We start from the raw sequence: 25011 nt of genomic DNA, 5'->3' as shown, positions 1-25011 counted from the left end.
GGGGTATGCCGTCCTTGAACATCACTTTCACCGATGACGAACTCGAAGCGGTCCGCGCAGCCGCGGCCGCCGAGGGCAAGTCCCTCAAGCAGTTCGTCCACGACCTCCCGCTGCGCGAACAGCAGCGCCTGCAGTTCGTCCGTTACGCCATCTCCTGGGGCGAGCAGCACCGGGGCGAGTTCGACGACGCCTTCCCCGACGAGATGCCGCCGGCTGATCGCCAGCAGGGAGCCGAAGCCGCCTGATGGTCCTCTACATCGACGTCCCCTGGCTCCTGGACGTCCAGGAGCAGGCCGTCCCCGAAGATGTCACTGTCGCCGACTACTCCGCTCTCGTCTCAGCCGTCGCCCGCCACAAGACCCGCATCCCGCGCCCCACCACCGCCGAACCCGACGCAGCCTGGCGCGCAGCCGCTCTGCTGCACACCCTGGTCCGGCTCCAGCCACTGCCGTACCGCAACTCCTTGTACGCCTGCCAGGTCGCCGCGGCCTACATGCACGCCTCGGGCGAGGGCATCGACCCTCCGTACGGTGCCCTGGTGCAACTGGTCCGCGACATCCAGTCCGGCAAGGCAGACGTCTACCAGGCAGGCGACCACATCCGCTCCTGGCGCATCTGACGGCTGCTCGCCCGCCGCGCGACGCCACTGGCCGATCACGGCTGTCTGCACGCGGCGTCTGTCCAGGGCCATGCAACCTCCGGCTTCGCCAAGACCTCAACGGCCGACTGGTGCTTGACCGGGTAAAGCTTCGCCTGGTGTGCGGCCAGTTCCTTCATTGGGGAGGCGCAATGCTCAAGCGCGCATGCTGCGAATCGTCGAGGAAGCATGGACAAGCGGGGACGGCACGCTGCGGCTGATCGTCTTCATGGGAGAGGCCACCTGCGCCGCAGTCACCCTCGGTGGTGGCGCCTGGCTCGTGGGTCTGCTGTAGCGGTGCTGAGGCGCGATCCAGATTCTTCGGAGTTCGGCGGTCTGCGGATGTCGAGAACGTGTCACCGGCTCCGTCCCAGGGACATCAACGGCCACCACCGGCCGCACGAGGAAGAAGGAGAGACCAGCATGGCGATTCAGCGGATGGACAACGTCGGCATCGTCGTCGAGGACATGGATGCCGCCATCGCGTTCTTCGTGGAACTCGGTATGGAGCTGGAGGGCAGGGCGCAGGTCGAGGGCCCCTTCGCCGACCAGTGCACCGGACTCGACGGCGTCCGCTGTGACATCGCGATGGTCCGGACCCCGGACGGTCACAGCCGGCTCGAGCTGGCGAAGTACCGCAGCCCCGCGGCGATCGGCGCCGGGCCGCGCAACCGGCCGCACAACATTCTGGGCACGCACCGCGTCATGTTCGCCGTCGACGACATCGAGGACACCGTTGCCCGCCTGCGCCCTCACGGCGCCGAACTCGTCGGCGAGATCGCCCGGTTCGAGGACAGCTATCTGCTCTGCTACCTCCGCGGCCCGGAGGGCATCATCGTCGGACTGGCCGAGCAACTGCGCTGAGAAGGAGGAACCGAACCATGCAGCCGAACGAGATCATCGAGGTTCTGAACCGCCCGATCAGCCAGGAGCTGCCGGCCCGTGACATGACCCGCCCGGCCTGGTCTGGCGCAACTGCCAGTCCAGCCACTCCTGAAGAGCCCGGAGCTCGTCGAGGCGGGATATCGACCCAGGGGCGGACACGACTACGCCGCCCCGTCCCGGGCAGTTTCGTGTGCGTGCTTGAGCGCCATCCGCGCCGCCACCACACCGCCGTCGAGGGTCGCCCAGAACGGGTGCGTCGACCACTCGAGTGGACCTGAGACTATTGGCGGGAATGTGATCCGAAAGGCCCCTGTATGTCCGCCGAGCTACATCGCAGCGCCCTCGTGGCCGATGCCCACAACGATCTTCTGATGGCCGTGGCCGCGCGGCCACCGCGGCGCTGGGGGGCCTTCTTCCGTGAGCGATGGTTGCCGCAGCTCCGCGAGGGCGGCGTCGGCCTGCAGGTGCTGCCGGTCTTCATTGACGACGAGTACCGCCCCGACGGTGCTCTGAGGCAGACGCTCCGCATGGTCGAGTGTGCGCACACGATCGCTGAACACAACGGTGACCACGTGCGTCTGTGTTTTGACGGCGCCGACATCGATGCCGCTCTGGCCGACGGGAAGATTGCGTTGGTCCTGGCGCTGGAGAGCGCTCCGGGGCTCGACGCGAACGTGGAGCTCTTCGCGACGGTGCACCGGCTCGGCGTACGGATCGCGTCCATCGCCCATCTGGGTCGCACCGCGCTCGCGGACGGCAGCGGCGAGGACGCCGCCGGCAGCCGACTCACCGCTGCCGGGGTGGAGGCGCTCGCTGAGATGGAACGCCTCGGCATCCTCTTCGACGTTTCCCACCTGGGCGCCGCCGGGGTGGCGCACGTACTGGAGCTCGCCACCCGCCCGGTGCTGGCCACGCACTCCGGTGCGCGAGCCCTGTGCGATCACCACCGCAATCTCACAGACGACCAGCTCAGGGGAATCGCCGCGACCGGCGGCATCGTCTGCGTGAACTTCTATCCCGAGTTCCTGTCCGCCGACTCCGCCGAGCGCACCGTCGACCGCGTCGTCGACCACATCCTGCACATCGCCGACGTCATCGGCATCGACCGCGTGGGTCTCGGCCCCGACTTCATCAAGGAAGTCGACCAGGACCTCATCCGGCGCTGCTGCGAGGAACCAGGTGACGCCGACGAACTCGCCCTGCCCGGACTCGAAGGCCCCAGCGGCCTGCCCCTGGTCACTCGCGCGCTGACCGAGCGAGGCGTCCTGGACGACGCCATCCGCAAGATCCTTGGCGGCAACGTGCTGAACCTCCTGCACACCGCACTCGGCCAGCCAGCCTGAGCAACCGCCCGCATCCGTCACAAGGCCTGGGCGCCGGTTCATGCGTGGCCCCATGCGCTTGTGCGGTCCTGAGCCAGCGAGGCCGGAATACCGCTCCCTGCGAATGACGCTTCCTGCCAGCTGGTGCCTCGAAGTGGGATGCCGACCGTCGCGAGCAATACGCCAACGACCTCGACGCTGAGCGCTCCTTGGTTGCCGTCACTGCGAAGACGAACCGGTCCAAAGCCGACCGGGATCCGGCCGAGTGGTTGCCGCCGGCCGCCTCCGCGCAGTGCACCTACGGCGCCGACTGGGTCGGGACGAACCTCCGCTGGAAGCTCACCATGGACGACAAGGACCGGGCCGCGCTCGAGAAGCTTGCCAAGGGTTGCTCCGACACGGTGGTGAAATACCAGGTCGCTCCCAAGGCCGGCACCCGGACACCGACCGGATCGAGGCGGAGCTCCTGCTACCGAGAGCGGCTGCTCGCCGAACACTAACTGGGCGGGCTCGCGCCGGTACACGGGGATGCTGCCGGTTATCAGGAGTCTTCGTCGTCGCGGAGTGTGAGGTCGAGCAGGCCGGGGAAGCGGGCGTCGAACTCTTCCCGTCGTAGCCGGTTGAGTCGCTTGGGTCCTTCGTCGCGCTGTTCGACCAGCCCGGCGGCGCGCAGGACCGAGAAGTGGTGGCTCTTGGCCGCCCGGCCGACGGGCACGTCGAAGTTGCTGCAGCTCAGAGACCAGTCGGGATGGTCGGCCAGGGTACGGACCAGCTGGATGCGGACCGGGTCTGCGAGCGCGGTCAGCGCGGTCAGCAGCGGGACGTCGTCGGGGTGCGCGAAAACGGGTGCCGGGCGGTGGCTCTTGCCCGGGGTCCTGTCCGTCATTGCTCGCCCTCCTGGCGTTGCCCTTTGCAGAGTGTTCGATGAACATCGTACAGTGCGAGTGTTTGCTTCCCGTCGAACACTCTCGGAGAGGTGGTTCTGCGTATGCGTGCGGTCGAGTTCCAGGAGTACGGCGGCCCCGACGTGCTGCGAGTCGTCGAGGCAGAGGCCCCCGAGCCCGGCGCTGGGCAGGTGGCCATCGACGTCGCGTGGGCGGGCGTCAACTTCGCCGACCTCAAGGCGCGGGCCGAGGGGTACAGAGTCACCTCGCTGCCCCACCGCCCTGGCCTGGAGGTATCCGGGCGCATCCGGGCCATCGGCGAGGGTGTGACCACGCTGCAGGTGGGGCAGGAGGTCGCCGGGCTCGTGCAGGGCGGCGGATATGCCGACGTGGTCGTTGCCGAGGCGGCGGCCGTGTTCGCGCTGCCCGGCGGCGTGGACCTGCGTACCGCGGCGACCGTGCCGACGGTGCTGCCGACCGCTCACGCCCTGGTGCACGAGGTGGGGCGGCTGCGGGCCGGGGAGAGCATCCTCGTGCAGGGTGCTGCAGGCGGCATCGGTACGGCGGCCGGGCAACTGGCCCGCGCGGCGGGCGCCGGCGCCGTGTACGGGGTGACCTCCAGCAAGGCCAAGGCCGAGTACGCCCGCGCGCACGGATACGACGACGTGTTCCTGGCCGACACCTTCGACCAGGACGTACGCCGCGCCACCGGCGGCAGGGGCGTCGATGTGGTTCTCGACCCGGTCGGCGGAGACACGCTGCGCCGCGGACTGGATGCGCTGGCCGTCTTCGGGCGCCTCGTCTCCTTCGGCAACGCGAGCGGCGCCGAGCCGTGGCAAGCCGGACAGGTCGACCTTGCTGCCCGCGGCCTGTCCGTCAGCGGTTTCTCCGTTTTGGCCCTCGCCGGCACGGCACCGGAGGCGTTGCGCGAGCTGACCAGCCGCGCGCTGCGCACCGTCGCCGAGGGGACTGTGTCCCTGCCCGTCACCGCGGAATTCGCGCTGCAGGACGCGGCCGAGGCCCACCGCCTCATGGGCGGCCGCACCTCCACCGGCAAGCTCCTGCTGCACGTCGACTGAGACGAGCACTCCCACGACCGGAGCGGGACAGACACTACCCGGTAGAGGTCATCGCGCACTGCGTGTGGCTGTACTTCCGCTTCCCGCTCCGTTTCCGCGAGGTCGAGGAGTTCATGCTCCAGCGCGGCGTGATCGTCTCGCACGAGACGGTGCGCCGCTGGTGACCATCAGTGCCGGGCACGGCACCCGCTCGCCGGACTGGACCTGCGCGCCACCGCTGTCGTAGGCATCGGAGTGATCGGGGCCGAGCATCCGGACGCGGTCGTCCAGGGTTTGCCGGTGAAGAGCGACGGCTTCCTCGTCCCGGTTGAGGTACCGGAGTTCGTTGGCGAGGAGATTCCCGGACTCCTTGCAACGCTCGCCTCCGGAGACGTTGAAGCCGCCGACGGGGCTTTGCGGCAGCTGTGGAATTACCTTCACCATCAGGGCAGCACGATCATCCTCCCGCGGATCACTGCCCACAAGGCCTGCTCCGCCTGCGTCACCAGGACAGACGAGAAGGCTGCACGGGCCTGCACCACGTGCAAGGGGGAGGGCAGTGTCGTCCGAGAGCAGCGCACCTACAAGGTCCGCATCCTCGCGAGCATCAGGGACGGCCAGGAGGTCCGGATCCGTGAACTCGGGGCCCCGGCAAGCATGGTGGTGCGCCAGGGGACATGTCCGTGACTGTGCATATTGATGGCTGAGCGGGCCTCCGGAATCCGGTCGGGGCACCCGGATGAACGGCCGCGATGTCAATGCCGCTGATGGCAACGTGAGTTGGGAGGGAGGCGGGGGATTCGTGCGGCTCCGGCGCTCAGAGCCAGCCGTGGCGGCTGGCCTGGACGCCGAGTTGGAAGCGGGTCTGTGCGCCCAGGACTTCCTGGAGGCGGGCGATGCGGCGTCCCACCGTTCTTTCGCTGACGCCGAGTTCGCGAGCGATGGACTCATCGGTGAGTCCGCCGCTGAGGTAGGTGAGAAGCTGCCGGGTGTCGTCGGTGGGGGATGTGCCGGCGTCGTCCATGGACTCGTCGCTGGTGGGGAGCGGAACGGCCATCTGCCAGTATGACTCGAACACGCCGACGAGTCCGTCGAGCAGGGCCGATTGCTGTACGACGATGTGGTGGCGTCGCTGGTGGTCGCGCGCGGGTGCGGTGACGACGGCGAAGCGGTCGTCGCAGATGACCAGGTTCAACGCGACGTTGGGGAAGACGCGGGCGCGTTCACCGAGGTTGACGCAGGTCTGGATGGCCTCCCGGGCCAGCGGGTCGCGCAGCACCTGGGCGCCGTAGACCACTGAGTACGCGACGCCACGCGCGAGTGCCTCCAGACAGCCGGGCGCCACCTGCGCGGGTGCGGCGAGACGGCCGGTGGGGCCGATCGAGAGAGCGCGGACCTGGTGCATCGCCTCGTCCCGCACGCGCCGGCCGAGCGCTTTACGGGCCGCCTCCGTCCGGACTATCTCGATGTATCCCGGGCTTTCGGCGTGGTGGTCGCGCCAGAACCGGGCGAGTTCGTCGGCGCTGTCGCGCAGGGTGCCGAGTTCCTTCGCGCGGATCTCCGCGAGGGCATCGAGCGCTGCGCGCGGGGGGCGGGCGACGAGCCGTTCCCCGTCTGCTTCCAATAGGCCCAGTCGGGTGAGTTCGTCGGCGGCCGCGCGGACGGCGTCCAGGGTCACGCGCAGGGTGCTTGTCAGCCCGGCCGGAGGCGCCGGGCCGCGCTGAACGAGCGCGAGGTAGACGTCCTCGGCGGTCGCGGTGAGACCTATGACCCGAAGTGGATGCATATTCGAATCATTGCATATATAGACGACTCAAATTCAGCCATGTATTCGGTTGAGCCCTGCACGCAGCGGCGTTCCACCAGATCAGGGACCGTCACATCGGTTGTCCGCCGGGGAACGTGGCATCTGTCGCCTTCCTGCTATGCCGGATTCCGACAGCTGCGTCGCGGCAGGCCGCTGGCCTTCGATCGAGAGACCTACAAACAGCACACAGCGTCGAACGGTGCATCAACCGCTCGAAGTTGACGAGGGTGTAGCCGTCGGGAGCGTCTGCCCAGCTCGTGTGCGTAGGGGCAGGCCCTTCGTCCCTCGTCGCCCAGTCCCATTCGCGCCACACTCCCGTCACCAGGTCGAAATGGCGGTCGCTGGTGTCCGGTGTGGTTCCCAGCACCCAGTACCGGATGTCGAAGGTGGCCCAGCCGTCATCGGGATGGTTCAGGTCCTCGGACAGAACGACCCCGCGGTGCAGGCCCGCGTGGGGCAGGTCCGGATGCTGTAGCGCCAGCAACAGTTCCGGGGGGCAGCGCGCGGAGCGTGTCCGTGAAGTGCCGTAGCAAACGGTGCCCCTACCTGGGCACTTGCAGGGTGGTGCCGCCGGCGTGCTACAGAGCCAGGAACCGCTCCACCTCGCGCTTGAGGTTCGGTGTCAGATCGCTCAGGTCCGAGACGATCAGGCGAAGCTCACGCCCGAGCTCGGGCGACCTGCTCCAGATCTCCGGACTCCTGGTCAGCACCGCGGACAGCAGATCACCCTCGTACATGTCACCCTCCGCCATCGGATCCAGCCGCAGGACCTCCAACGCCAGTGGCAGGAGATGGGGCAGGCCCTCGTTCTGCCTGATCAGCAGCCTCATGTCCTCAACTGTCAGCTCGCCCATCGGCTTACGCCGAAGCGCGTGCGCGGTCGCCACAAGGCGAGTCGCGTTGCCCGACGGGGCCGGCCAACGGTCGTCCTCCAGCTCCTCAAGGGAGCGGTCACGGTTCAGGGGTCGAGTCACCGAGGGATCGTCCCATGCCAGATCTGCAACCGAATGTGCCCAGTTCCCTCGGTGTTCGGGGCAGAGGCGAGGATGCTGACCTATATCGGGAGGCGGTGTGGGAGGCGATGCGGGACACTCTGCCGGTGATCGTGATGCAGCCCGTCCTGGAGATAAATGCCCCTGACAGCTTCGCTCTCTGGCCTGTCGCTGAGGGGGAGCCGTTCAGGTACCTGGCACTCAGCGGCGAGCTCAGCTATGCCGAGGTCGGAACAGCGGTGATGCGCATCGCTCGGTGCAACGACATCGATCCCGATCCCAACGCGGGCGATGACCGCCCGCCTCGGCCGGCTGACCCCCTTGGATCCTTCCTGCACGGGCTGCTGACCTTTGACGGCCTCTTCGCGGCCGGTGGCCTGCGGGTCGCGGACAGCTCCACGGGCATCACATTTCTTCCAGGCTGCTGCAACGGGCTGGAGGACTGGCGCGAGTGGTGCACCGTCGTCGATGGCAGCGGACCTGTCTCCTTCGGCCATGACCCTGACCCGGTTGCCGAACTGCTCGGTGACACCGTCCGACTCGTCGTCGACGTCGAGCAGAGCGACAGCCAAGTGATCGAGTTGCCCGCCATGGAGCTTCGCGACCTGCTGGACGGGGTTGAGCGCGACCTCGCCGACTTCCTCGCGTTGGCAGCCGACTGGGCCCGCAGGCATTTGCCCAACCATGCTGTCTCCGTGACTGCCGCCCTCGCCCGGGTGCTCGCTCTACCCACGCCGGTCGTACCGTCGGGTCGATAGAGCGATCACCCAGTTCGGCGGATCAGCCGGAAGGCAGACGGCCCCACAATGGTAAAGCGGTCGCAAAAATGCCACTTCGGGCGCCCTGAGCTCCCGACAGCGAGAGCTTTTCAGACTTTCCGCCCGAAGGTGCCGTCAGGGCATCACCAGAGTCTTTCCTGCCCCTATTCTTCTACAGCGATGTAGAGGGCATGGGGGCGGGTTCCGGCCGGTTCCGCGTGCCTGAATGCTGGTCAACTGTCTCTTGGGAGGGGCTTGTCGTGGCTTCGATCGATCTGGACAAGGTGCTGGAAGCCCCGGTCTCCGCACTCAAGGGCGTCTCCGACCGGCAGGGCGAGCTGCTGAAGGAGGCGTTCGGGATCAAGACCGTCGCCGACCTCGCCGATCTGAAGTACGCCCGCTGGACGCAGGCACTGGTCGCGCTCGACGCCGCGAAGTAACACCCCTCCGGGCGGGGCAGGCGCCGGCTCCATGGCGACGCCTGCCCCGCCCGGTTCTTTGAAGATCACGTACACGAGAAGGGGAACGCCGTCATGGTGTTCAAGAAGCTGCTCGGTTCGCTCGGTGTGGGCGGCCCGCAGGTGGACACGGTCCTGGACCCGGTCGCCGCCGTCCCTGGTGGGACCCTGTCGGGTCAGGTCAACCTGCAGGGCGGGAACGCCGACTTCACCATCGACCACATCACCCTGGAACTGGTCGCCCGCGTGGAGGCCGAGCACGACCACGGCGAGTCCGAGGGCGCGGTCGTCTTCCACCGCACGACCGTGGGCGGCAGCTTCCGCCTGGCCGAGGGCGAGCTGCGGTCGGTCCCGTTCGCCTTCCCGCTGCCGTACGAGACGCCGATCACCGAGCTGTACGGGCAGCCGCTCGGCATCATCCTCGGCGTGCGGACCGAGCTGGGGGTGGCCGGCGCCAAGGGCAAGGGCGACCTCGACCAGCTAGCGGTACGGCCGCTGCCCGCCCAGGAGGCGATCCTGGAGGCCCTCGGCCAACTCGGCTTCGCCTTCAAGTCCGCCGACCTGGAGTACGGACACATCCACGGCACCGGCCAGCAGCTGCCCTTCTACCAGGAGATCGAACTCACCCCGCCTGCGCAGTACGCCCACCAGGTCAGCGAGATCGAGGTCACCTTCCTCGCCTCCCCGGCCGGCGTGGAGGTCGTCATCGAGGCGGACAAGCGCGGCGGCCTCTTCCACGGCGGCCACGACGCGCTGACCCGCTTCTCCTACGGCCACCACGAGGCCGCCGGCCGCAACTGGAACGCCGAGGTCGAGACCTGGATGAACCAGCTCCTCGGCCACCACGGCGGCCACGACCCATACGGCCACACCCCGCACACCCCGCACGCGGCGCATGACCCGTACGGGCACAGCGGGTACGGCACGCACGCCGACAAGGGTCACGGCCACGGCGGACATCACGGCCACGACGACCACGGGCACCGCTCCGGGCCCGGCATGGGCACCGCCATCGCGGCCGGTGCCGCGGGCCTGGCCGTGGGTGTGGTCGGCGGCATGGTGGCCGCCGAAGTCGTCGACGAGATCGGCGACTTCTTCGAAGGTGAAGACGAGGACGAGGGCGGGGACGACGACGAGTAGCCTGCACGGCCAGTAGCTCTCATCAGGGCTCTGGCAAGGCGCCGTCAGGCCGAAAGGGTGGCGGGGTGGTGCGCCGCCACCCCGCCGCTTGTACAGCGGCGTGGATTCGCTGCCGCCGCGGGGCGGGGGGCAACCCTCGCGGCGCGGCCGGGCCGTGGTTGGGGCCGCCGCCGTCATGGGGCCGGGTCAGCAAGCACTGGTAAGGGGGGCGTCGTCGGCCATCGAGGGCGGACGTAACTCCACACGCGCCGCCTCTTTACGGATCTCGGCCTGCTCAGGTCTGGCGATGCTCGATGATGGGCAGGACACGACCATGTTCCGTACGACGACGCACTGCGCTCCACTGCCCGTTCTCCGGGCAGCAGTGTTCGCGCTCGTCGGGACGGCTCTGGGACTGAGTGCCCACCATCTGGTCGCCGAAGGGCCGGCACCATGGCTGCCGGGCCTGGTGGCGGCCGCGGTGCTGTTCGGTGTAGGGCTCGTCGGTACGAGGCGGCCACGAACACTGACCACGATGGTCGGGGCCTGCGGTGCCGCTCAAGCGGGCCTGCACGTGTGGCTGGCCGTTACCCATCCTCACCAGACGGCCACGGCCATGCCCACTGATTCCCATCACGTCATGAACGTCCACGAAGCGTGGCACGAGCGGCTGCACAGTTCTGTGACCATGATTGCCGTCCACGCTGCAGCAGCCGTGCTCGTAGCGGTACTGCTGCATCGCGCGGATACCGTGTGCTGGTCACTCGCACGCGGCTTTGCGACCGCGGTCGACGCGGTACGTGCCCGCATTGCCACAGCCGGGACCCTGCTCGTCGGGCGTCCGCCACTCACGCATTCGGGCCTGGTGACGCTCGTCCACGCATGGTTGGAACGGCCGCGTATCAGGGGGGCGATGCTCGCGGACGCAGTGGTACGGAGGGGTCCGCCCCAGGCGGGGTTCGGTGGCGCCATCTGACCTTGCCGGGGCGGCGATCGGCCGTCCCGCGATCCCTCACGCCTGGAGACACCCATGTGCCATGCCAGAAAGCCCAGAACCGCCCGTCGCCTGACTCTGGTGACGGCTGCAACCGCCGCCAGCGTCCTCCTCACCGCCGGACCGGCCTTTGCCCATGTCGAGGTCGAGTCCGAGACGGCTCAGGCCCTCGCCGAGCACGTCGAGATCAGCTTTGACGCCGAGGCGGAGTCCAACACAGTCGGGATCAACAGGATCCGCGTGGTCCTGCCTGAAGGCATCGCACCCGCCGACGTGGCCTACGGCGAGGGACCCAAGGGCTGGAAGTTCACGTCCGGTGAGGACGGTTACACCGTCGAAGGTGCGGCGCTGAAGCCGGGCACGAGCGCCGAGTACTCGATCGTCGTAAAGCAGTTGCCGGACGCGAAGGTACTGGCGTTCAAGACGCTGCAGTCCTACAGCGACGGACGTACCGACCGTTGGATCGAGCTGGACGAGAACGGCGAGAACCCGGCGCCCGTACTCAAGTTGAAGGCCGCTGCACCGGGCGCGAAGCCGGCCGGCCCCTCTGCCGGTAAGCCCGAGACGATCTCGCCGTCGCCGACGGCTGAGAGGGCCGCGTCCTCGGCCTCTCCCGCTGCCGAGGCGAAGGCGAAGGAAGAAGAGAGCGGGCTGTCGTCGGGTGCATGGATCGGCATCGGTGCCGCGGTGATCGTCGCGGCGGGCGGCGTCGCATATCTCCTGCGCCGCAGGGCCGACTCACAGCAGTAGGACCATCCGCGGTCACCAGTAGGGGCCCTCAGCCGGCCGCCGCCCTCAGTCGTGGGAAGCCTTGCCGCTCACCCGATGGTCGGCATGGCTGAGGGCCTCCATCACAAGACGGCGCAGATGCCCGTCGCGGAGGCTGTAGTACACGTGCCGCCCCTGGCGGCGCGTCTCCACCAGCCCCGCGAGGCGCAGCTTCGCCAGATGCTGACTGACCCCCGTCCGGGACGCGGTGCACTGTTCCGCCAACGAACCGACGTCGGATTCTCCCTGCGCGAGCAGCCACAGCAGATGCAGCCGGGTTGTGTCGGACAGCAGCGCGAACACCTCGGTGGCTTCCGCGAGGCGGGCACCGTCCGGGGCACGCAGATGCGCATCGGATGCAGTTGGCAGTGGCTCGCGAGCAGGCATGCACACAGGGTAGAGCCCTGCACCGCGCGGCTGCGGGTGCCGGTATCCCGACAGTGAAGTCAACATGTGCACAGGTGCGCACCTATCGATACAGTGGGGGAAGTCGCGCTCGTCCCGCCCGTCCAGGGGATCCTGCATGCTGTCCGTACTGCGCAACCGCATCTACCGCCACCTCTTCACTGCCCAGGTCATCGCCCTGGTCGGCACTGGCCTGGCCACGGTCGCGCTCGGTCTGCTGGCGTACGACGTCGCGGGCGCCGACGCCGGGTCGGTGCTCGGCACAGCGCTGGCGATCAAGATGGTGGCGTACGTGACGATCGCTCCGGCCATCGGCGCGGTAGCCGACCGGCTGCCGCGGCGCGCGCTGATGGTGGGCGCGGATCTGACCCGGGCCGCTGTTGCGCTGATGCTGCCGTTCGTGGACCAGGTCTGGCAGGTGTATGTCCTGATCTTCCTGCTCCAGGCGGCATCGGCCGCGTTCACGCCGACGTTCCAGGCGGTCATCCCCGACGTACTGCCCGAGGAGCGCGACTACACCCAGGCCCTGTCTCTGTCCCGCCTCGCGTACGACCTGGAGAGCCTGTTCAGCCCGGCGCTCGCCGCCGCCCTGCTCTCCGTGATCACGTACAACTGGCTGTTCCTGGGCACGACGGCCGGCTTCCTGGCATCGGCCGCGCTCGTCGTCTCGGCGGTATTGCCGAAGCCGCTGGCCACCACCACGCCGCGAGCCGGCAGCGTCTACGCCAAGGCCACCGCGGGCACCCGTCTGTTCTTCGCCACCCCGCAGCTGCGTGCGCTGCTCGCCCTCAACCCGGCGGTGGCGGCGGCGAGCGCGATGGTCACCGTCAACAGCGTGGTGTACGTCCGCGACCAGTTGGGGCGGAGCGCTGCGGATGTGTCGCTGGCGTTGGGCGCGTACGGAGGCGGTTCGATGATCGTGGCGCTGATCCTGCCCCGCGTTCTGGACCGGGCCTCGGACCGCGCGGTGATGCTGCCCGGTGCCTTGTTGCTCACGCTGGTCTTCGCCGCGCTCGGCGCCGTCACGGCGGCCGGGAGCGGCGGCTGGCAGTGGCCCGCGCTGCTGTTCATCTGGGCGGCGTTCGGCGCCGCCTGCTCGATGGTCCTCACGCCGACCGGTCGGCTGATCCGCCGCTCCGTGCCGCCCGAGGAGCGCACGTCGGCGTTCGCCGCCCAGTTCTCCCTGTCGCACAGCTGCTGGCTGCTGACGTACCCGCTGGCCGGGTGGCTGGGCGCGGAGGCGGGGCTGCAGTCGGCGGTGGTGGCACTGGGTGCGATCGTCCTGACGGCCGGACTTCTGGCGGTGCGTCTGTGGCCGACGAAGAATCGGCTGGTCGTGGAGCACGAGCACCGCGATCTGCGCGATGGCCACCCGCACCTCGTGGACGCCGTACGGGGGCCGAACGGCTGGCGGCACAGCCACGACTGTCTGGCCGACGCGCTGCACCGCCGTTGAGAGGCCGCTCGGTCTGCCGCTGCGCCACCGGACACCTCCCTTCGGGACAACCGGTCAGCCGAGCCGCATGAGGGCGAGGTTGAGGGTGACGACGTTCACCCGGCGCTGGCCGAGGAAGCCGAGATCGCGGCCCTGCAGGTGCTGCTCGACCAGTCGGCGTACGGCCGTCGGGTCCAGGCCACGCGCTGTGGCCACGCGGTTGACCTGCTCATCGGCGTAGGCCGGGGAGATGTGCGGGTCGAGACCGGAGCCGCTGGCCGTGAGCGCGTCCGGCGGGACCTGTGACGGGTCGACACCGTCGAAGGCAGCCACGGCCGCCCTGCGGTCCTGGACGGTCTTCGTCAGGGCTGCGTCGTTGGGGCCGAGGTTGGACCCGCCCGAGGCGGTCGGGTCGTAACCGGTGCCCGCCGCCGAGGGCCGGGGCTGGAACCACTTCGGGTCCGGCTGCGGCTGCTCCTTCGGGTCGTTCGGGTTCTTCTTGGGCAGGTTGTAGTTCTGGCCCAGCAGGCCGGAGCCGACCACCTGCCCGTTCCGTTCAAGCTGCGAGCCGTTGGCCCGCCGGGGGAAGGCGCTCTGGGCGATTCCGGTGAGCAGCAGCGGGTACGCCAGCCCGCAGATCACGGTGAAGACCAGGAGCAGGCGCAGCGCGGTCAGGTGCAGCCGGATCCAGGGCACGAGTGACGTCGGCACGGCAGCTCTCCCTTCAGTGCAGCCCGGGAAGGAACTGAACCAGGAGGTCGATGAGCTTGATCCCCAGGAAGGGCAGGACCAGCCCGCCCACCCCGTACACGCCGAGGTTGCGGCGCAGCAGTGCCGAGGCCGAGGAGGGCCGGTAGCGGACGCCGCGCAGGGCGAGCGGGATCAGGGCGACGATGATCAGCGCGTTGAAGATGATCGCTGAGGTGATCGCCGAGGTGGGGCTGTGCAGGCCCATGATGTTGAGGTGATTCAGGCCCGGGTAGACGCCGGCGAACATCGCGGGGATGATCGCGAAGTACTTCGCAACGTCGTTGGCGATCGAGAAGGTGGTCAGCGCGCCGCGGGTGATGAGCAGTTGTTTGCCGATCTCGACGATCTCGATCAGCTTGGTGGGGTTGGAGTCGAGGTCGACCATGTTGCCGGCCTCCTTGGCGGCCGAGGTACCGGTGTTCATCGCCACGCCCACGTCGGCCTGGGCAAGGGCTGGGGCGTCGTTGGTGCCGTCACCGGTCATCGCGACCAGCTTTCCGCCGCCCTGCTCCTGCCGGATCAGCGCCATCTTGTCCTCCGGGGTGGCCTCGGCGAGGAAGTCGTCCACACCGGCCTCGTCGGCGATGGCCCGGGCGGTGAGCGGGTTGTCGCCGGTGATCATGACGGTCCGGATACCCATCCGGCGGAGGTCCTCGAACCGCTCCCGGATGCCGTGCTTGACCACGTCCTTGAGGTGGAGGACGCCCAGGACACGAGCGGGCTCGTCACCGTGCCGGTCTGCGACCACGAGCGGCGTGCCGCCGGCGGCGGAGATACCGTCGACGAGCGGGCCGATCTCCGTGCCTGGCGTACCCCCGTTGTCCTGCACCCAGCGGATCACCGCACCGGCCGCGCCCTTGCGGATACACCGGATGCTGCCGTCCTCGGGCAGGTCGGCGCCGCTCATCCGGGTTTGGGCGGAGAACTGGATCCACTCGGCGTGCCCGATCTCCTGCTGGGTTCGGGCACGCAGGCCGTACTTCTCCTTGGCGAGGACGACGATGGACCGGCCCTCCGGTGTCTCGTCGGCGAGGCTGGAGAGCTGCGCCGCGTCGGCCAGTTGCCGCACGTCTGTGCCGCCGACCGGGGTGAACTCGGCGGCCTGGCGGTTGCCGAAGGTGATGGTGCCGGTCTTGTCGAGGAGAAGGGTGGAGACGTCACCGGCCGCCTCGACCGCCCGGCCGGACATGGCAAGCACGTTGCGCTGCACCAGCCGGTCCATGCCCGCGATGCCGATCGCCGAGAGCAGTGCGCCGATGGTGGTGGGGATCAGCGCCACCAGCAGGGCGACCAGGACGACGATAGTCTGCTCGGCGCCCGCGTAGGCGGCCATCGGCTGCAGGGTGACCACCGCGAGCAGGAAGACGAGCGTCAGCGACGCCAGCAGGATGTCGAGCGCGATCTCATTGGGGGTCTTCTGCCGGGCGGCGCCCTCGACCAGGGCGATCATGCGGTCGATGAAGGTCTCCCCGGGCTTGGAGACGATCTTCACGATGATTCTGTCGGACAGCACGGTGGTGCCGCCGGTGACCGCGCTGCGGTCGCCACCGGACTCGCGGATCACGGGAGCCGACTCCCCGGTGATCGCGGACTCGTCGACCGAGGCTGCGCCCTCGACCACGTCGCCGTCGCCCGGAATCAGCTGGCCGGCCTCGACGATCACATGATCACCGGGCCTCAGGTCGGCTGCGGGGATCGTCTCCTCCGGCACTACCACAAGGCCGGGGCGCCACGGTGAGGTGATCCGCCGGGCGACGGCCTCGGTACGGGTGCGGCGCAACGTGTCCGCCTGGGCCTTGCCCCGGCCCTCGGCCACGGCCTCGGCCAGGTTGGCGAAGACCACCGTGAGCCCCAGCCAGACGGTGATCAGCCAGGCGAAGACGCTGGTGTGCCGGATCGCCGAGTAGGTAGTCAGCGCGAAACCGACCTCCACCACGAACATGACCGGTCGACGGGCCATCACCCGGGGGTCGAGCTTTCGCAGCGCGTCCGGGAGGGAACGGGCCAGCTGTTTCGCATCCAGCATCCCGCCCGAGACCCGGTGCGCCTGGTGCGCGGGCGGCGCGCCCGCCGGCGCCGTCACCGGCGGATTCCTTCCGCCAGCGGCCCCAGGGCGAGGGAGGGGAAGTAGGTGAGCCCGACGACGATCAGGACGACGCCGGTCAGCATCCCCACGAACAGAGGCCGGTGGGTGGGCAGCGTGCCGGCGGTCACCGGCACCGGGCTCTGCTGGGCCAGCGATCCGGCCAGGGCCAGCACGAACACCATCGGCAGCAGCCGTCCGAACAGCATGACCAGGCCGAGCGCGGTGTTCCACCAGGTGCTGGTGGCGGTGAGACCGGCGAACGCGGAGCCGTTGTTGTTGGCTGCCGAGGTGAAGGCGTACAGCACCTCGGAGAAGCCGTGCGCGCCGCTGTTGAGGATGGCGGCCCGCCCCGACGTGAACGTCATCGCCGTGCCGGTGCCGATCAGCACGAGCGCCGGGGTGGCGAGAATGTAGAGGGAAGCGAACTTGATCTCCCGGCTGCCGAGTTTCTTGCCCAGGTACTCGGGCGTACGGCCGACCATCAGACCCGCCACGAAGACGGTCACGATCGCCAGGATCAGCATGCCGTACAGCCCTGAACCCGTACCGCCCGGCGCGATCTCACCGAGCATCATGTTGAACAGCAGCACGCCTCCGCCGAGCGGAGAGTACGAGTCGTGGAGTGAGTTGACCGCGCCCGTCGAGGTCAGAGTGGTGGAGGCGGCGAACAGCGTCGAGGCCGGGATGCCGAAGCGGACCTCCTTGCCCTCCATCGCCGCGCCCGCCACCTTGAGCGCCGTGCCCTCGTGCTGCCATTCGAAGAAGGTCAGCAGGCAGGCAGAGGCGATCCAGAGCAGCGCCATCACGGCGACGATGGCGTGGCCCTGGCGCCGGTCGCCGACCATCGTCCCGAAGGTGCGCGGCAACGAAAAGGAGATCACCAGGAGCAGGTAGATCTCCAGCCAGTTGGTCAGCGGCGTGGGGTTCTCGAACGGATGCGCGGAGTTGGCGTTGTAGAAGCCGCCTCCGTTGGTGCCCAGCTCCTTGATGGCCTCCTGGGTGGCCACCGGACCGCCGGGAAGGCTCTGGGTGTCGCCGCTCATCGTGGTGACCTGGACAGCCGGGTGCAGGTTCTCCACCATGCCGCAGGCCACGAAAACGATGGCGAAGACGACTGAGACCGGGAGCAGCAGGCGCAACGTCAGCCGAGTGACGTCCACCCAGAAGTTACCCACCCGGTCGGTGCGGCTGCGGGCGAATCCCCGGATCAGCGCCGCCACGACGGCGATACCCACAGCGGCCGAGAGGAAGTTCTGCACCGTCAGCCCAGCCATCTGCACCAGATGACCCATACTCGACTCGCCCGAGTACGACTGCCAGTTGGTATTGGTCACGAAGGAGACCGCGGTGTTCCAGGCGGTCGCGGCGGGCACCGCCGGGAAGCCGAGCGAGAGCCACAGGTGGTTCTGCAGACGCTGGAAGCCGTAGAGGAAGAGCACCGAGACCGCAGAGAAGGCGAGCACGCTGCGCAGATAGGCCATCCAGGTCTGGTCGAAGTCCGCGTTGACACCGATCAAGCGGTAGAGGCCGCGTTCTGTCCGCAGATGCCTGCGGCTGGTCAGCAGGTGCGCCACATAGTCACCGAGCGGCCGGTGCGAGAGCGCGAGCGCGGCCACCAAGGACAGCGCCTGCAGGCTGCCCGCAAGCGCCGGGTCCACCTCAGAACCTCTCCGGGTGGATGAGGGCCAGTACCAGATAGACGATGATGACCGCGGCGACCGCCAGCCCCAGGACGTTGTCAGCCGTCACAGGCGCCCCACCCCCTTGGCCAGAACGGCAAGGACGCCGAACGCGAGGATGGTCACACCGATGAAGACCAGGTCCACCACGGTGACTCCACTCCGTAACTGATCGATCGGGTCCGGTGAGGACATTGTCGGCCGCAGAGGGCAGGGCGTACCGACTTTTCCTGGGCCATCAGGGTCGGGCGCAAGGGTTGCGTCAATGGTTGGTGCTGGTTTGTCGCGCGGGGTGCCGGGCCTGCTACACCGGAGGTCAGGAGGTGCACCATGCTCCGGTTCATCACCCGTGGGCCGTTCTCCCTGCTCGCAGCGGTGCTGGCCCCAGTTGCTCTGTGTGCGGTGCTGCTGCCGTGGCGCGGCAGCCTTGCGAACACCAACGTCGCCCTGATGCTGGTCGTCGTGGTGGTAGCAGTAGCCGCTCTGGGGTACCGGGGAGCCGGTGTTCTTGCCGCAGTGGGCGCCGCCCTGTGGTTCGACTTCTTCTTCACCCCGCCCTACGAGCGGTTTGCGATCAGCAAGTCCGCCGACATCACCACCGCGGTCCTGCTGCTCTGCGTTGGCCTGGCAGTCTCCCAACTGGCAGCCCGCGCAAGGCGTTTCCGGGTGATAGCGATCACGGACGCCGGATACCTGGCGCGGATCCATGACACCGCCGTGCTCTCCCGCTCGGCCAACTCTGCCCTCACCGTGGTCGACCACGTGGGGGACGAGCTGATCGACCTGCTGCAGCTCCGCGGCTGCTACTTCCAGTACGGCTCCCTGATCGGCCACCCGCCGCGTCTGGAGCACGACGGCTCGATCACCATCGGGCGCAAGCAGTGGGACGCCGACCGTCTCGGTCTGCCCGACCAGGACGTGGAACTGCGCATGTTCGGCAACGGCAGGTACATCGGCCGGTACATGCTCGACCCCACGCCGGGAGCGGTGCCCTCGCGGCAGGCGAGGTTGGTCGCGGTCACTCTGGCAGACCAGGCCGGGGCCGCCATGGACACCCTGCGGCGGCCGGCGAAGTCGGTCTGACGGGGGCGTTCAGCCCGTGGTCGGCGCTCCCGACCAGACGCGCAGGCCGAAGACGAAGGTGGTCCCGCCTCCCGAGGTGCTCTCGACCGTGAGTTCGCCGCTCATCGCCTCGACGAAGCCCTTGGCAACCGTAAGGCCGAGTCCCACCCCGCCGTTGGCGCCCCCGTCATGGGGCTGGCTGCGCCGGAAGGGCTGGAAGAGGTTGTCCGAGTCGACCTCCGAGATGCCGGGGCCACGATCGATCACCCGTACGTCGACCCGGCCGGCCACGGCGCCCGCGTCGACCACCACCTCGACATCTGGTGGGGACCACTTGCGGGCGTTGGCCACCACGTTGGCCAACGCCCGCTCCAGCAGCCCGGGGTCGGCCTCGACCTTCGGCAGGCCGTCGGCGATCGCGATCCTGACGCCGGCGGCTGCCTGCGAGTCCGGAAGGCTGTCCACCGCCGCCCGGACCACCTCGCCGACATCGGCCGGACAGAGCGTCACCGGCACCGCGCCGACCTGCAAACGGCTCAGGTCCAGGAGGTTGGCCACAAGATGGTTCATCCGCTCCGCCTCGGCGCCGATCCGGGTGGCCAGCCTGCGAGCGTGCCCCGCGTCCCGTTCGCTCTCGGGTGACCGGAGGCCGGCGGCGGCCGCGCTGATCGACGCCAACGGGGTGCGCAGGTCGTGCTCCACCGCCTCCAGCAAGTTGATGTGCAGTGCGTCGGTGCGGGCCAGCGCCTCCGCCGCCTGAGCCTGGGCGGTCAGCCGCTCCCGCTCCCGGATCAGCCGCAGCTGGGTGACGAACGGGCCAAGCAACCGGGCATCCTCCTGGCTCAGCGACGGGCCCGCCAGGACGAGCGCCGTGTCCTGGCCGAGGCCTGCGGCGAAGGCCGCCTCATCCGGCCGGGCGGGCGGCTCCGGGCCCCAGGACGCTACCGGACGCCACTCCTCGCCCATCCGGACCAAGACGGCCGCGCCGGCCAGGGCGAAGACCTGGCACAGCTCCCCGAGCAGCTCGGGCAGCGCCCGGGCGGCGGAATCCACCGTTTCCCCCGCCAGCCGGGCCAGTACCTGCGCCTCCGCGCGGGCCCGGGCGGCCTGCTGCGAACGCCGGGCCAGACCGTCGATCAGGTGCGCGATGATCCCCGCGACGGCCAGGAACAACAGTAGGGCCGCCACGTCCGCCGCCCGGCCGATGACGAGGCTGTGCCAGGGAGTGGTGAAGAAGTAGTCCGCGGCCACCGCCGCCGCCGCGGTGGTGGCGGCCGCCGGGAGCAGCCCACCCAGCCGGGCCACCCCGGCGACGACCAACAGCAGGCACAACAGCGCCCCGGAAAGGCCGAGTGAGCCGCGTAGCGGCGACAGCACCGCCGCAAGTGCGGCCGCTCCGGCCGGCCCGAGAAGCCAGGCCGACCAGCGCCGTCGCGCCGACACCAGTGCGGGCCTGCGTCGGTGCGGCGCCGACGGGACGGCGAGCAGGTCCGGGTCGGGCGGTGGCAGCACCCGGACATCGATCGGCCCGGCCACGCGGATCACCCGGTTGATCACCGAGCCGCCGATCAGCTCCTTCAACCTCGAGCGGCTCGTCGGCCCGAGCAGGATCTGGGTGGCGCTCTCCGCGCGGGCGAAGTCCACCAGGGCCTGCGCGACGTCGCTGCCGCTGATCTCCACATAGCTGCCGTGCAGCTCGCGCAGCAGTCGGCGCTGCTCTTCCAGGCCCGGCGGCTCCGACTGCAGCGTGCCGTCGTCCAGCCGGACGTGGATGCCGATCAGATCGCCGTGCACCCGGGCGGCCGTTCGGGCGCCCCGGCGGATCAGGTGCTCGCCCTGCGGGGCACCGTTCAGGGCGACCGCGATCCGTTCCTTGGTCTCCCAGGGGGCACGGATACCGTGCCGGGCCCGGTAGTCGGCGAGCTCTTCCTCGACCCGGTCTGCCAGCCAGAGCAAAGCCAGTTCGCGCAGCGCACCGAGGTTGCCGGCCCGGAAGTAGTTGTCCAGCGCCACGTCGATCCTGTCGGGCCCGTAGATCTCACCCTGCGCCATCCGGGTGCGCAACGCCCCGGGGCTCAGGTCCACCAGCTCGATCCTGTCGGCGGCCCGGGCGACCGCGTCCGGGATCTGCTCGCGCTGGACGATGCCGGTGATCTGCTCGACCACATCGTTGAGGCTCTCCAGATGCTGGATGTTCAGCGTTGTCGCGACGTCGATCCCAGCCCGCAGCAGTTCCCCCACGTCCTGCCAGCGCTTGGCGTGTCTGCTGCCGGGCACATTGGTGTGGGCCAGCTCGTCCACCAGGGCCAGCGCGGGCCGTCGGGCCAGCAGCGCGTCCAGGTCCATCTCGGTCAGCTCGATCCCCCGATACCGCAACACCCGGCGCGGCACCACCGGCAGATCGCCCAGCTGCTGCTCGGTGCCCCGACGGCCGTACGTCTCGACGAACCCCACCACCACGTCAACGCCGCCCGCGCGTAGTCGGCGCCCCTCGGCGAGCATCGCGTACGTCTTGCCGACACCTGGCGCGGCTCCCAGGAACACCCGCAGCTTGCCTGTCATGGCCGATCGGTGTCCTTCCTCACCCGCCCTGCAGCTCCATGGTCGCACCGGTGGTCGCGTCAGCACGGGATCTCGATGCGGAAGCGCAGGCGGCAGATCACGGCGTCGGTGTGGTGCCGGAACGCCCGGTCGAGGACCGCGCCGCGCCTGCCGGCACCAGCACCCCGTACGTGCGGCACGTGGCGGTCCCGCGCCGGGAGCGAGGTCAGGATCGGCGTTCCGCCGAAAGAGGTGTTGGCCGCCAGCGCCAGCAGTGCGGCAGCGGCGCGCGAACTATCGTCGGAGGTACGGGACGTATCACCAAGCAGGACAACGGTATGCAGACGGTTGAGGTGTCCGGCGACAACCTGGTGACGATCCTCGACCGAATCCAGGAAGCCGCGTACGAGGAACACGTACGTGGCCCTCATGGATTTGCCCCGAATCGGGCTGCATGCGGCCCTTTCTATAGGCGAATCGAAACTTGGCTCGAAGGCCTTGAGGCCGGTTCAGCTGACAAGCCAGGGACCCTCGTACTTGACGAGCGGATCGACATTACCCAACCCGCATAGCCCGCCTAACTCCACCGGTAAATCGCTACGCCGCCCACCGAATGCCGAGGTTGGCGAGGGCTGCTGTCCAGGGTCGGTTTTTGTGATCAATTCATGGGTGGCTGAGCTGGGCTGATCAGTTCGGGTGTGCGGCTGAGTTCGTGGGGGAGTGGATGCGGGAGGCGATCACTGGTGGCTGGGTTGTTGACTGTGGTCGCGGTGTGAGCTGTAGGTTTGTCAGGTATCAGGCTCGGTGATCAGTTGTAGCGATCCTCTTCTGAGTGCTGGTCACTTTCGCTGATCGTGGGTATGTGCCGGGCGGAGTGGCCGGAGCCCTGGCGAACCGGTTCCCCGGCGCCGACACGACAACGACCACGACGACCAGCAGCAGCGCGAGGTTGGTGTGCGTGACGCTCGTCCGCAGTGGCAGCAGCGCGAGCGCCGCCAAGAAGGGGGCGAGGACCGCGGCCGTCACAGTGGTCACGTCCCGGGGCGCAATCCGCATCGTCGGCCTCCTCCAGGAACCCCTCGAGGCTGTGCACGGTGTGACGCATCAGACGCCTGACCGGGGCGTCTTGACGGTTTCCTGACGCGTGAGCCGCGATCCGCGGCTCAATCCCTGCTTAGTCTTGCCCGGCTGTTCGCCGAAACGGCGGAAAACCAACCACCACTGACATCCAGGGATACCCGATGGCCACCACGGACAACACTCGCACCAGCGGATTGCGCGCGTGGATGCTGGAGGGCCTGTCCGACATGGGCAAGGGCCGGCCGGCCGCCCCGAAGACCGAACAGGAGCCCGCGCACCGGGGCCAGCCCTGGTACCGGGTGATGTGCCTGACCGGCGTCGACTACTTCTCCACCCTCGGCTACCAGCCCGGCATCGCCGCACTCGCGGCCGGACTCCTCTCCCCTGTCGCGACGATCGTCCTTGTGATCGTGACCCTCGCGGGCGCACTGCCGGTCTACCGGCGGGTCGCGGAGGAGAGCCCGCACGGCGAGGGCTCGATCGCGATGCTGTCGCGGCTCCTCTCCTTCTGGAAGGGCAAACTCTTCGTCCTGACGCTGCTCGGCTTCGCCGCGACCGACTTCCTCATCACCATCACGCTCTCGGCCGCCGACGCCTCCACCCACCTGGTGGAGAACCCGCACCTCGAATCGTCCCTGCACGACAAGCAGATCCTGATCACGATGATCCTGATTGCGCTGCTCGGAGCGGTCTTCCTCAAGGGATTCCTGGAGGCGATCGGCGTCGCCTTCGCCCTCGTCGGCGTCTACCTCGCGCTCAACGCGGTCGTCGTCGTCACCGGCCTGTGGCAGGTGATCACCCAAAGCCATGTCGTCACTGACTGGTCCGCCGCCCTGACCACCGAACACGGCAACGTCTTCGCCATGATCGGCGTCGCCCTCCTCGTCTTCCCCAAACTGGCCCTCGGCCTGTCCGGCTTCGAAACAGGCGTGGCGGTCATGCCCCATGTGAAGGGCGACCCGGGCGACACCGAGGCGAAGCCCACCGGCCGCATCCGCGACGCAAAGAAGCTCCTGACGACCGCCGCGCTCATCATGAGCGTGTTCCTGATCTGCACGAGCTTCATCACCACCGTCCTCATCCCCCACAAGGAGTTCGAGCCCGGCGGCAAGGCCAACGGCCGCGCCCTCGCCTACCTCGCCCACGAGTACCTCGGCAACACCTTCGGCACCGTCTACGACGTCTCGACCATCGCCATCCTCTGGTTCGCCGGCGCCTCCGCCATGGCGGGTCTACTCAACCTCATGCCCCGCTACCTGCCCAAGTACGGCATGGCCCCCCACTGGGCGCGCGCCGTGCGCCCCATGGTCATCGTCTTCACCCTCGTCGCGTTCCTCGTCACCTGGATCTTCGACGCCGACGTCGACGCCCAGGGCGGCGCGTACGCGACCGGCGTCCTCGTCCTGATCTGCTCGGCCGCGATCGCCGTGACCATCGCCGCCCGCAAGGCCCGCCAGCGCCGCTGGGCCATCGCCTTCGGCGTCATCTCCGCCGTCTTCCTCTACACCACCGTCCTCAACGTCATCGAGCGCCCCGACGGCGTGAAGATCGGCGCCTGCTTCATCGCCGGCATCATCCTCATCTCCCTCCTCTCCCGCCTAGGCCGCGCCTTCGAACTGCGCGTCACCCACGTCGAGCTCGACGACATGGCCGAGCGGTTCATCCGGGACGTCTCCCACCGCACGCCGAGGTTCATCGCCAACGAGCCCGACAACCGGGACGTCGCCGAGTACCGGGACAAGATCGACCAGATCCGTACCGACAACGAACTCCCCACCACCGACGACTTCGTCTTCGTCGAGGTCACCGTCACCGACCCGTCCGAGTTCGAGGCCGGGCTCACCGTCCGCGGCGAAGTCCTCCACGACCGCTACCGAGTCCTCACCCTCGAATCCTCCTCGGTGCCGAACGCCCTCGCGGCCCTCCTCCTCCACTCCCGCGACCTCACCGGCACCCGCCCGCACATCTACTTCGAGTGGACCGAGGGCAACCCCTTCGCCAACTTCCTCCGCTTCTTCCTCCTCGGGCAGGGCGAGGTCGCCCCGGTCACCCGCGAGGTACTGCGGGAGGCGGAGCCCGACCGCGAGCGCCGCCCCCGCGTCCACGTGGGTTAGTACTGGGCTAGCTGAGGAGTAAAGGCAGGAAAGCCCCGCCAGTATTGCTGTGATCGTCCGGCTCGCGGGCTCCTGCGCCGCAGGGCCGACTCCCAGAAGCAGCACCATCCGCGGTTCCCCCGCTTCTCACCGCCCAGCGCAACCCGTCGCATATGCGCGGGCAAGGCAGAAAGTCCG

The 25011-nt window shown here is 68.9% G+C and carries 27 protein-coding genes and 2 pseudogenes; 16 read left to right on the top strand and 13 right to left on the bottom strand.

From position 1 onward, the window contains the following. Nucleotides 1-5 precede the first annotated feature (5 nt). The 6 genes and pseudogenes from ACFU8W_RS34985 to ACFU8W_RS34960 form a co-directional block, all read left to right on the top strand. Complete coding sequence (locus ACFU8W_RS34985) at nucleotides 6-245, top strand: hypothetical protein (protein WP_384046069.1); 240 nt, start codon at nucleotides 6-8, stop codon at nucleotides 243-245. Then, nucleotides 245-619: a toxin Doc gene (locus ACFU8W_RS34980; protein WP_384046065.1), complete on the top strand. Its 375-nt coding sequence runs from the start codon at nucleotides 245-247 to the stop codon at nucleotides 617-619. Before ACFU8W_RS34985 ends, ACFU8W_RS34980 begins: the two co-directional genes overlap by 1 nt. A 184-nt stretch (nucleotides 620-803) precedes the next feature. Then, entirely contained in the window at nucleotides 804-932 is a 129-nt protein-coding gene (locus ACFU8W_RS34975) for a hypothetical protein (protein WP_384046061.1), read from the top strand. Between the two features lie 128 nt (nucleotides 933-1060). After that, nucleotides 1061-1501, top strand: coding sequence for a VOC family protein (locus tag ACFU8W_RS34970; protein ID WP_384046059.1), 441 nt, complete (start codon nucleotides 1061-1063; stop codon nucleotides 1499-1501). Nucleotides 1502-1836: 335 nt separating this feature from the next. Beyond that, nucleotides 1837-2865 (top strand): dipeptidase, encoded by a 1029-nt coding sequence (locus ACFU8W_RS34965; protein ID WP_384046055.1) that lies wholly within the window; start codon nucleotides 1837-1839, stop codon nucleotides 2863-2865. 119 nt (nucleotides 2866-2984) lie between these two features. Then, nucleotides 2985-3269, top strand: a pseudogene (locus ACFU8W_RS34960) (HNH endonuclease); the annotation flags it as partial. 116 nt (nucleotides 3270-3385) lie between these two features. Here ACFU8W_RS34960 and ACFU8W_RS34955 read toward each other — a convergent pair. Further along, entirely contained in the window at nucleotides 3386-3730 is a 345-nt protein-coding gene (locus tag ACFU8W_RS34955) for an ArsR/SmtB family transcription factor (protein WP_384046052.1), read from the bottom strand. A gap of 102 nt (nucleotides 3731-3832) precedes the next feature. Here ACFU8W_RS34955 and ACFU8W_RS34950 point away from each other — a divergent pair, with 102 nt between their 5' ends. Next, on the top strand, nucleotides 3833-4807 hold the full coding sequence (locus ACFU8W_RS34950) for a zinc-binding alcohol dehydrogenase family protein (RefSeq protein ID WP_384046049.1): 975 nt from the start codon (nucleotides 3833-3835) through the stop codon (nucleotides 4805-4807). Next, nucleotides 4804-4968 (top strand): annotated as a pseudogene (locus ACFU8W_RS34945) (IS6 family transposase); the annotation flags it as partial. The gene ACFU8W_RS34950 and the pseudogene ACFU8W_RS34945, both read left to right, overlap by 4 nt. On the opposite strand, the gene ACFU8W_RS34940 reads toward ACFU8W_RS34945, so the two are convergent. The 3 genes from ACFU8W_RS34940 to ACFU8W_RS34930 all read right to left on the bottom strand — a co-directional run bounded on the left by ACFU8W_RS34940 (nucleotide 4919) and on the right by ACFU8W_RS34930 (nucleotide 7567). Then, entirely contained in the window at nucleotides 4919-5230 is a 312-nt protein-coding gene (locus ACFU8W_RS34940; RefSeq protein ID WP_384046046.1) for a tetratricopeptide repeat protein, read from the bottom strand. The pseudogene ACFU8W_RS34945 and the gene ACFU8W_RS34940 sit on opposite strands and share 50 nt — an antisense overlap. A gap of 373 nt (nucleotides 5231-5603) precedes the next feature. Then, nucleotides 5604-6572, bottom strand: coding sequence for a LuxR C-terminal-related transcriptional regulator (locus ACFU8W_RS34935; protein WP_384046042.1), 969 nt, complete (start codon nucleotides 6570-6572; stop codon nucleotides 5604-5606). A 599-nt stretch (nucleotides 6573-7171) separates the two neighbouring features. Next, nucleotides 7172-7567: a contact-dependent growth inhibition system immunity protein gene (locus ACFU8W_RS34930; RefSeq protein WP_384046039.1), complete on the bottom strand. Its 396-nt coding sequence runs from the start codon at nucleotides 7565-7567 to the stop codon at nucleotides 7172-7174. Nucleotides 7568-7674: 107 nt separating this feature from the next. Here ACFU8W_RS34930 and ACFU8W_RS34925 point away from each other — a divergent pair, with 107 nt between their 5' ends. The 5 genes from ACFU8W_RS34925 to ACFU8W_RS34905 all read left to right on the top strand — a co-directional run bounded on the left by ACFU8W_RS34925 (nucleotide 7675) and on the right by ACFU8W_RS34905 (nucleotide 11664). Continuing rightward, nucleotides 7675-8343 (top strand): hypothetical protein, encoded by a 669-nt coding sequence (locus ACFU8W_RS34925; protein WP_384046036.1) that lies wholly within the window; start codon nucleotides 7675-7677, stop codon nucleotides 8341-8343. A gap of 260 nt (nucleotides 8344-8603) precedes the next feature. Continuing rightward, nucleotides 8604-8783 carry a hypothetical protein gene (locus ACFU8W_RS34920; protein WP_384046031.1) on the top strand — a complete coding sequence of 60 codons (180 nt, stop codon included), beginning with the start codon at nucleotides 8604-8606 and terminating at the stop codon, nucleotides 8781-8783. A gap of 93 nt (nucleotides 8784-8876) precedes the next feature. Further along, nucleotides 8877-9941 (top strand): sporulation protein, encoded by a 1065-nt coding sequence (locus ACFU8W_RS34915; protein WP_384046027.1) that lies wholly within the window; start codon nucleotides 8877-8879, stop codon nucleotides 9939-9941. 364 nt (nucleotides 9942-10305) lie between these two features. Continuing rightward, nucleotides 10306-10896 carry a hypothetical protein gene (locus ACFU8W_RS34910; protein WP_384046024.1) on the top strand — a complete coding sequence of 197 codons (591 nt, stop codon included), beginning with the start codon at nucleotides 10306-10308 and terminating at the stop codon, nucleotides 10894-10896. Between the two features lie 54 nt (nucleotides 10897-10950). Then, on the top strand, nucleotides 10951-11664 hold the full coding sequence (locus tag ACFU8W_RS34905) for a DUF1775 domain-containing protein (protein WP_384046021.1): 714 nt from the start codon (nucleotides 10951-10953) through the stop codon (nucleotides 11662-11664). Between the two features lie 45 nt (nucleotides 11665-11709). Here ACFU8W_RS34905 and ACFU8W_RS34900 read toward each other — a convergent pair whose 3' ends face one another. Next, nucleotides 11710-12069, bottom strand: a complete 360-nt coding sequence (locus ACFU8W_RS34900) for a metalloregulator ArsR/SmtB family transcription factor (RefSeq protein WP_345515575.1) — start codon at nucleotides 12067-12069, stop codon at nucleotides 11710-11712. 136 nt (nucleotides 12070-12205) lie between these two features. Here ACFU8W_RS34900 and ACFU8W_RS34895 point away from each other — a divergent pair, with 136 nt between their 5' ends. Beyond that, nucleotides 12206-13543, top strand: a complete 1338-nt coding sequence (locus ACFU8W_RS34895; RefSeq protein WP_384046018.1) for an MFS transporter — start codon at nucleotides 12206-12208, stop codon at nucleotides 13541-13543. Nucleotides 13544-13597: 54 nt separating this feature from the next. Here ACFU8W_RS34895 and kdpC read toward each other — a convergent pair whose 3' ends face one another. Genes kdpC through ACFU8W_RS34870 form a run of 5 tightly spaced genes read right to left on the bottom strand, consistent with a single transcriptional unit; the run spans nucleotide 13598 to nucleotide 18232 of the window. Beyond that, the gene (gene kdpC / locus ACFU8W_RS34890) at nucleotides 13598-14233 is read right to left on the bottom strand and encodes a K(+)-transporting ATPase subunit C (protein ID WP_384046015.1); all 636 of its coding nucleotides are present in this window, start codon (nucleotides 14231-14233) and stop codon (nucleotides 13598-13600) included. Nucleotides 14234-14246: 13 nt separating this feature from the next. Then, on the bottom strand, nucleotides 14247-16298 hold the full coding sequence (gene kdpB, locus ACFU8W_RS34885) for a potassium-transporting ATPase subunit KdpB (protein WP_384046163.1): 2052 nt from the start codon (nucleotides 16296-16298) through the stop codon (nucleotides 14247-14249). Between the two features lie 53 nt (nucleotides 16299-16351). After that, nucleotides 16352-18016, bottom strand: a complete 1665-nt coding sequence (kdpA, locus tag ACFU8W_RS34880) for a potassium-transporting ATPase subunit KdpA (protein ID WP_384046012.1) — start codon at nucleotides 18014-18016, stop codon at nucleotides 16352-16354. 1 nt (nucleotide 18017) lies between these two features. After that, nucleotides 18018-18107: a potassium-transporting ATPase subunit F gene (locus ACFU8W_RS34875; RefSeq protein WP_384046009.1), complete on the bottom strand. Its 90-nt coding sequence runs from the start codon at nucleotides 18105-18107 to the stop codon at nucleotides 18018-18020. After that, entirely contained in the window at nucleotides 18104-18232 is a 129-nt protein-coding gene (locus tag ACFU8W_RS34870) for a hypothetical protein (protein WP_384046006.1), read from the bottom strand. Before ACFU8W_RS34870 ends, ACFU8W_RS34875 begins: the two co-directional genes overlap by 4 nt. Nucleotides 18233-18367: 135 nt before the next feature. Here ACFU8W_RS34870 and ACFU8W_RS34865 point away from each other — a divergent pair, with 135 nt between their 5' ends. Then, nucleotides 18368-19120: a DUF4118 domain-containing protein gene (locus ACFU8W_RS34865; RefSeq protein WP_384046003.1), complete on the top strand. Its 753-nt coding sequence runs from the start codon at nucleotides 18368-18370 to the stop codon at nucleotides 19118-19120. Nucleotides 19121-19129: 9 nt separating this feature from the next. Here the strand turns inward: ACFU8W_RS34865 and ACFU8W_RS34860 are convergent, their stop codons facing one another. From ACFU8W_RS34860 to ACFU8W_RS34850, 3 genes are all read right to left on the bottom strand, one after another. Beyond that, on the bottom strand, nucleotides 19130-21661 hold the full coding sequence (locus ACFU8W_RS34860; RefSeq protein ID WP_384046000.1) for an ATP-binding protein: 2532 nt from the start codon (nucleotides 21659-21661) through the stop codon (nucleotides 19130-19132). A 59-nt stretch (nucleotides 21662-21720) separates the two neighbouring features. Then, on the bottom strand, nucleotides 21721-22071 hold the full coding sequence (locus ACFU8W_RS34855) for a hypothetical protein (protein WP_384045997.1): 351 nt from the start codon (nucleotides 22069-22071) through the stop codon (nucleotides 21721-21723). 364 nt (nucleotides 22072-22435) lie between these two features. Continuing rightward, the gene (locus ACFU8W_RS34850) at nucleotides 22436-22696 is read right to left on the bottom strand and encodes a hypothetical protein (protein WP_384045995.1); all 261 of its coding nucleotides are present in this window, start codon (nucleotides 22694-22696) and stop codon (nucleotides 22436-22438) included. A 185-nt stretch (nucleotides 22697-22881) separates the two neighbouring features. On the opposite strand from ACFU8W_RS34850, the gene ACFU8W_RS34845 reads away from it, so the two are divergent. Then, a complete protein-coding gene (locus ACFU8W_RS34845) occupies nucleotides 22882-24834 on the top strand; it encodes an APC family permease (RefSeq protein ID WP_384045992.1) in 1953 nt (650 codons plus the stop codon). Nucleotides 24835-25011: the final 177 nt, after the last annotated feature.

Source organism: Streptomyces sp. NPDC057565, from assembly GCF_042801455.1.
GTDB lineage: Bacteria > Actinomycetota > Actinomycetes > Streptomycetales > Streptomycetaceae > Streptomyces > Streptomyces yanii.
Note: the sequence above shows the minus strand (reverse complement) of the source record. Positions and strands in the feature narration are given on the sequence as shown.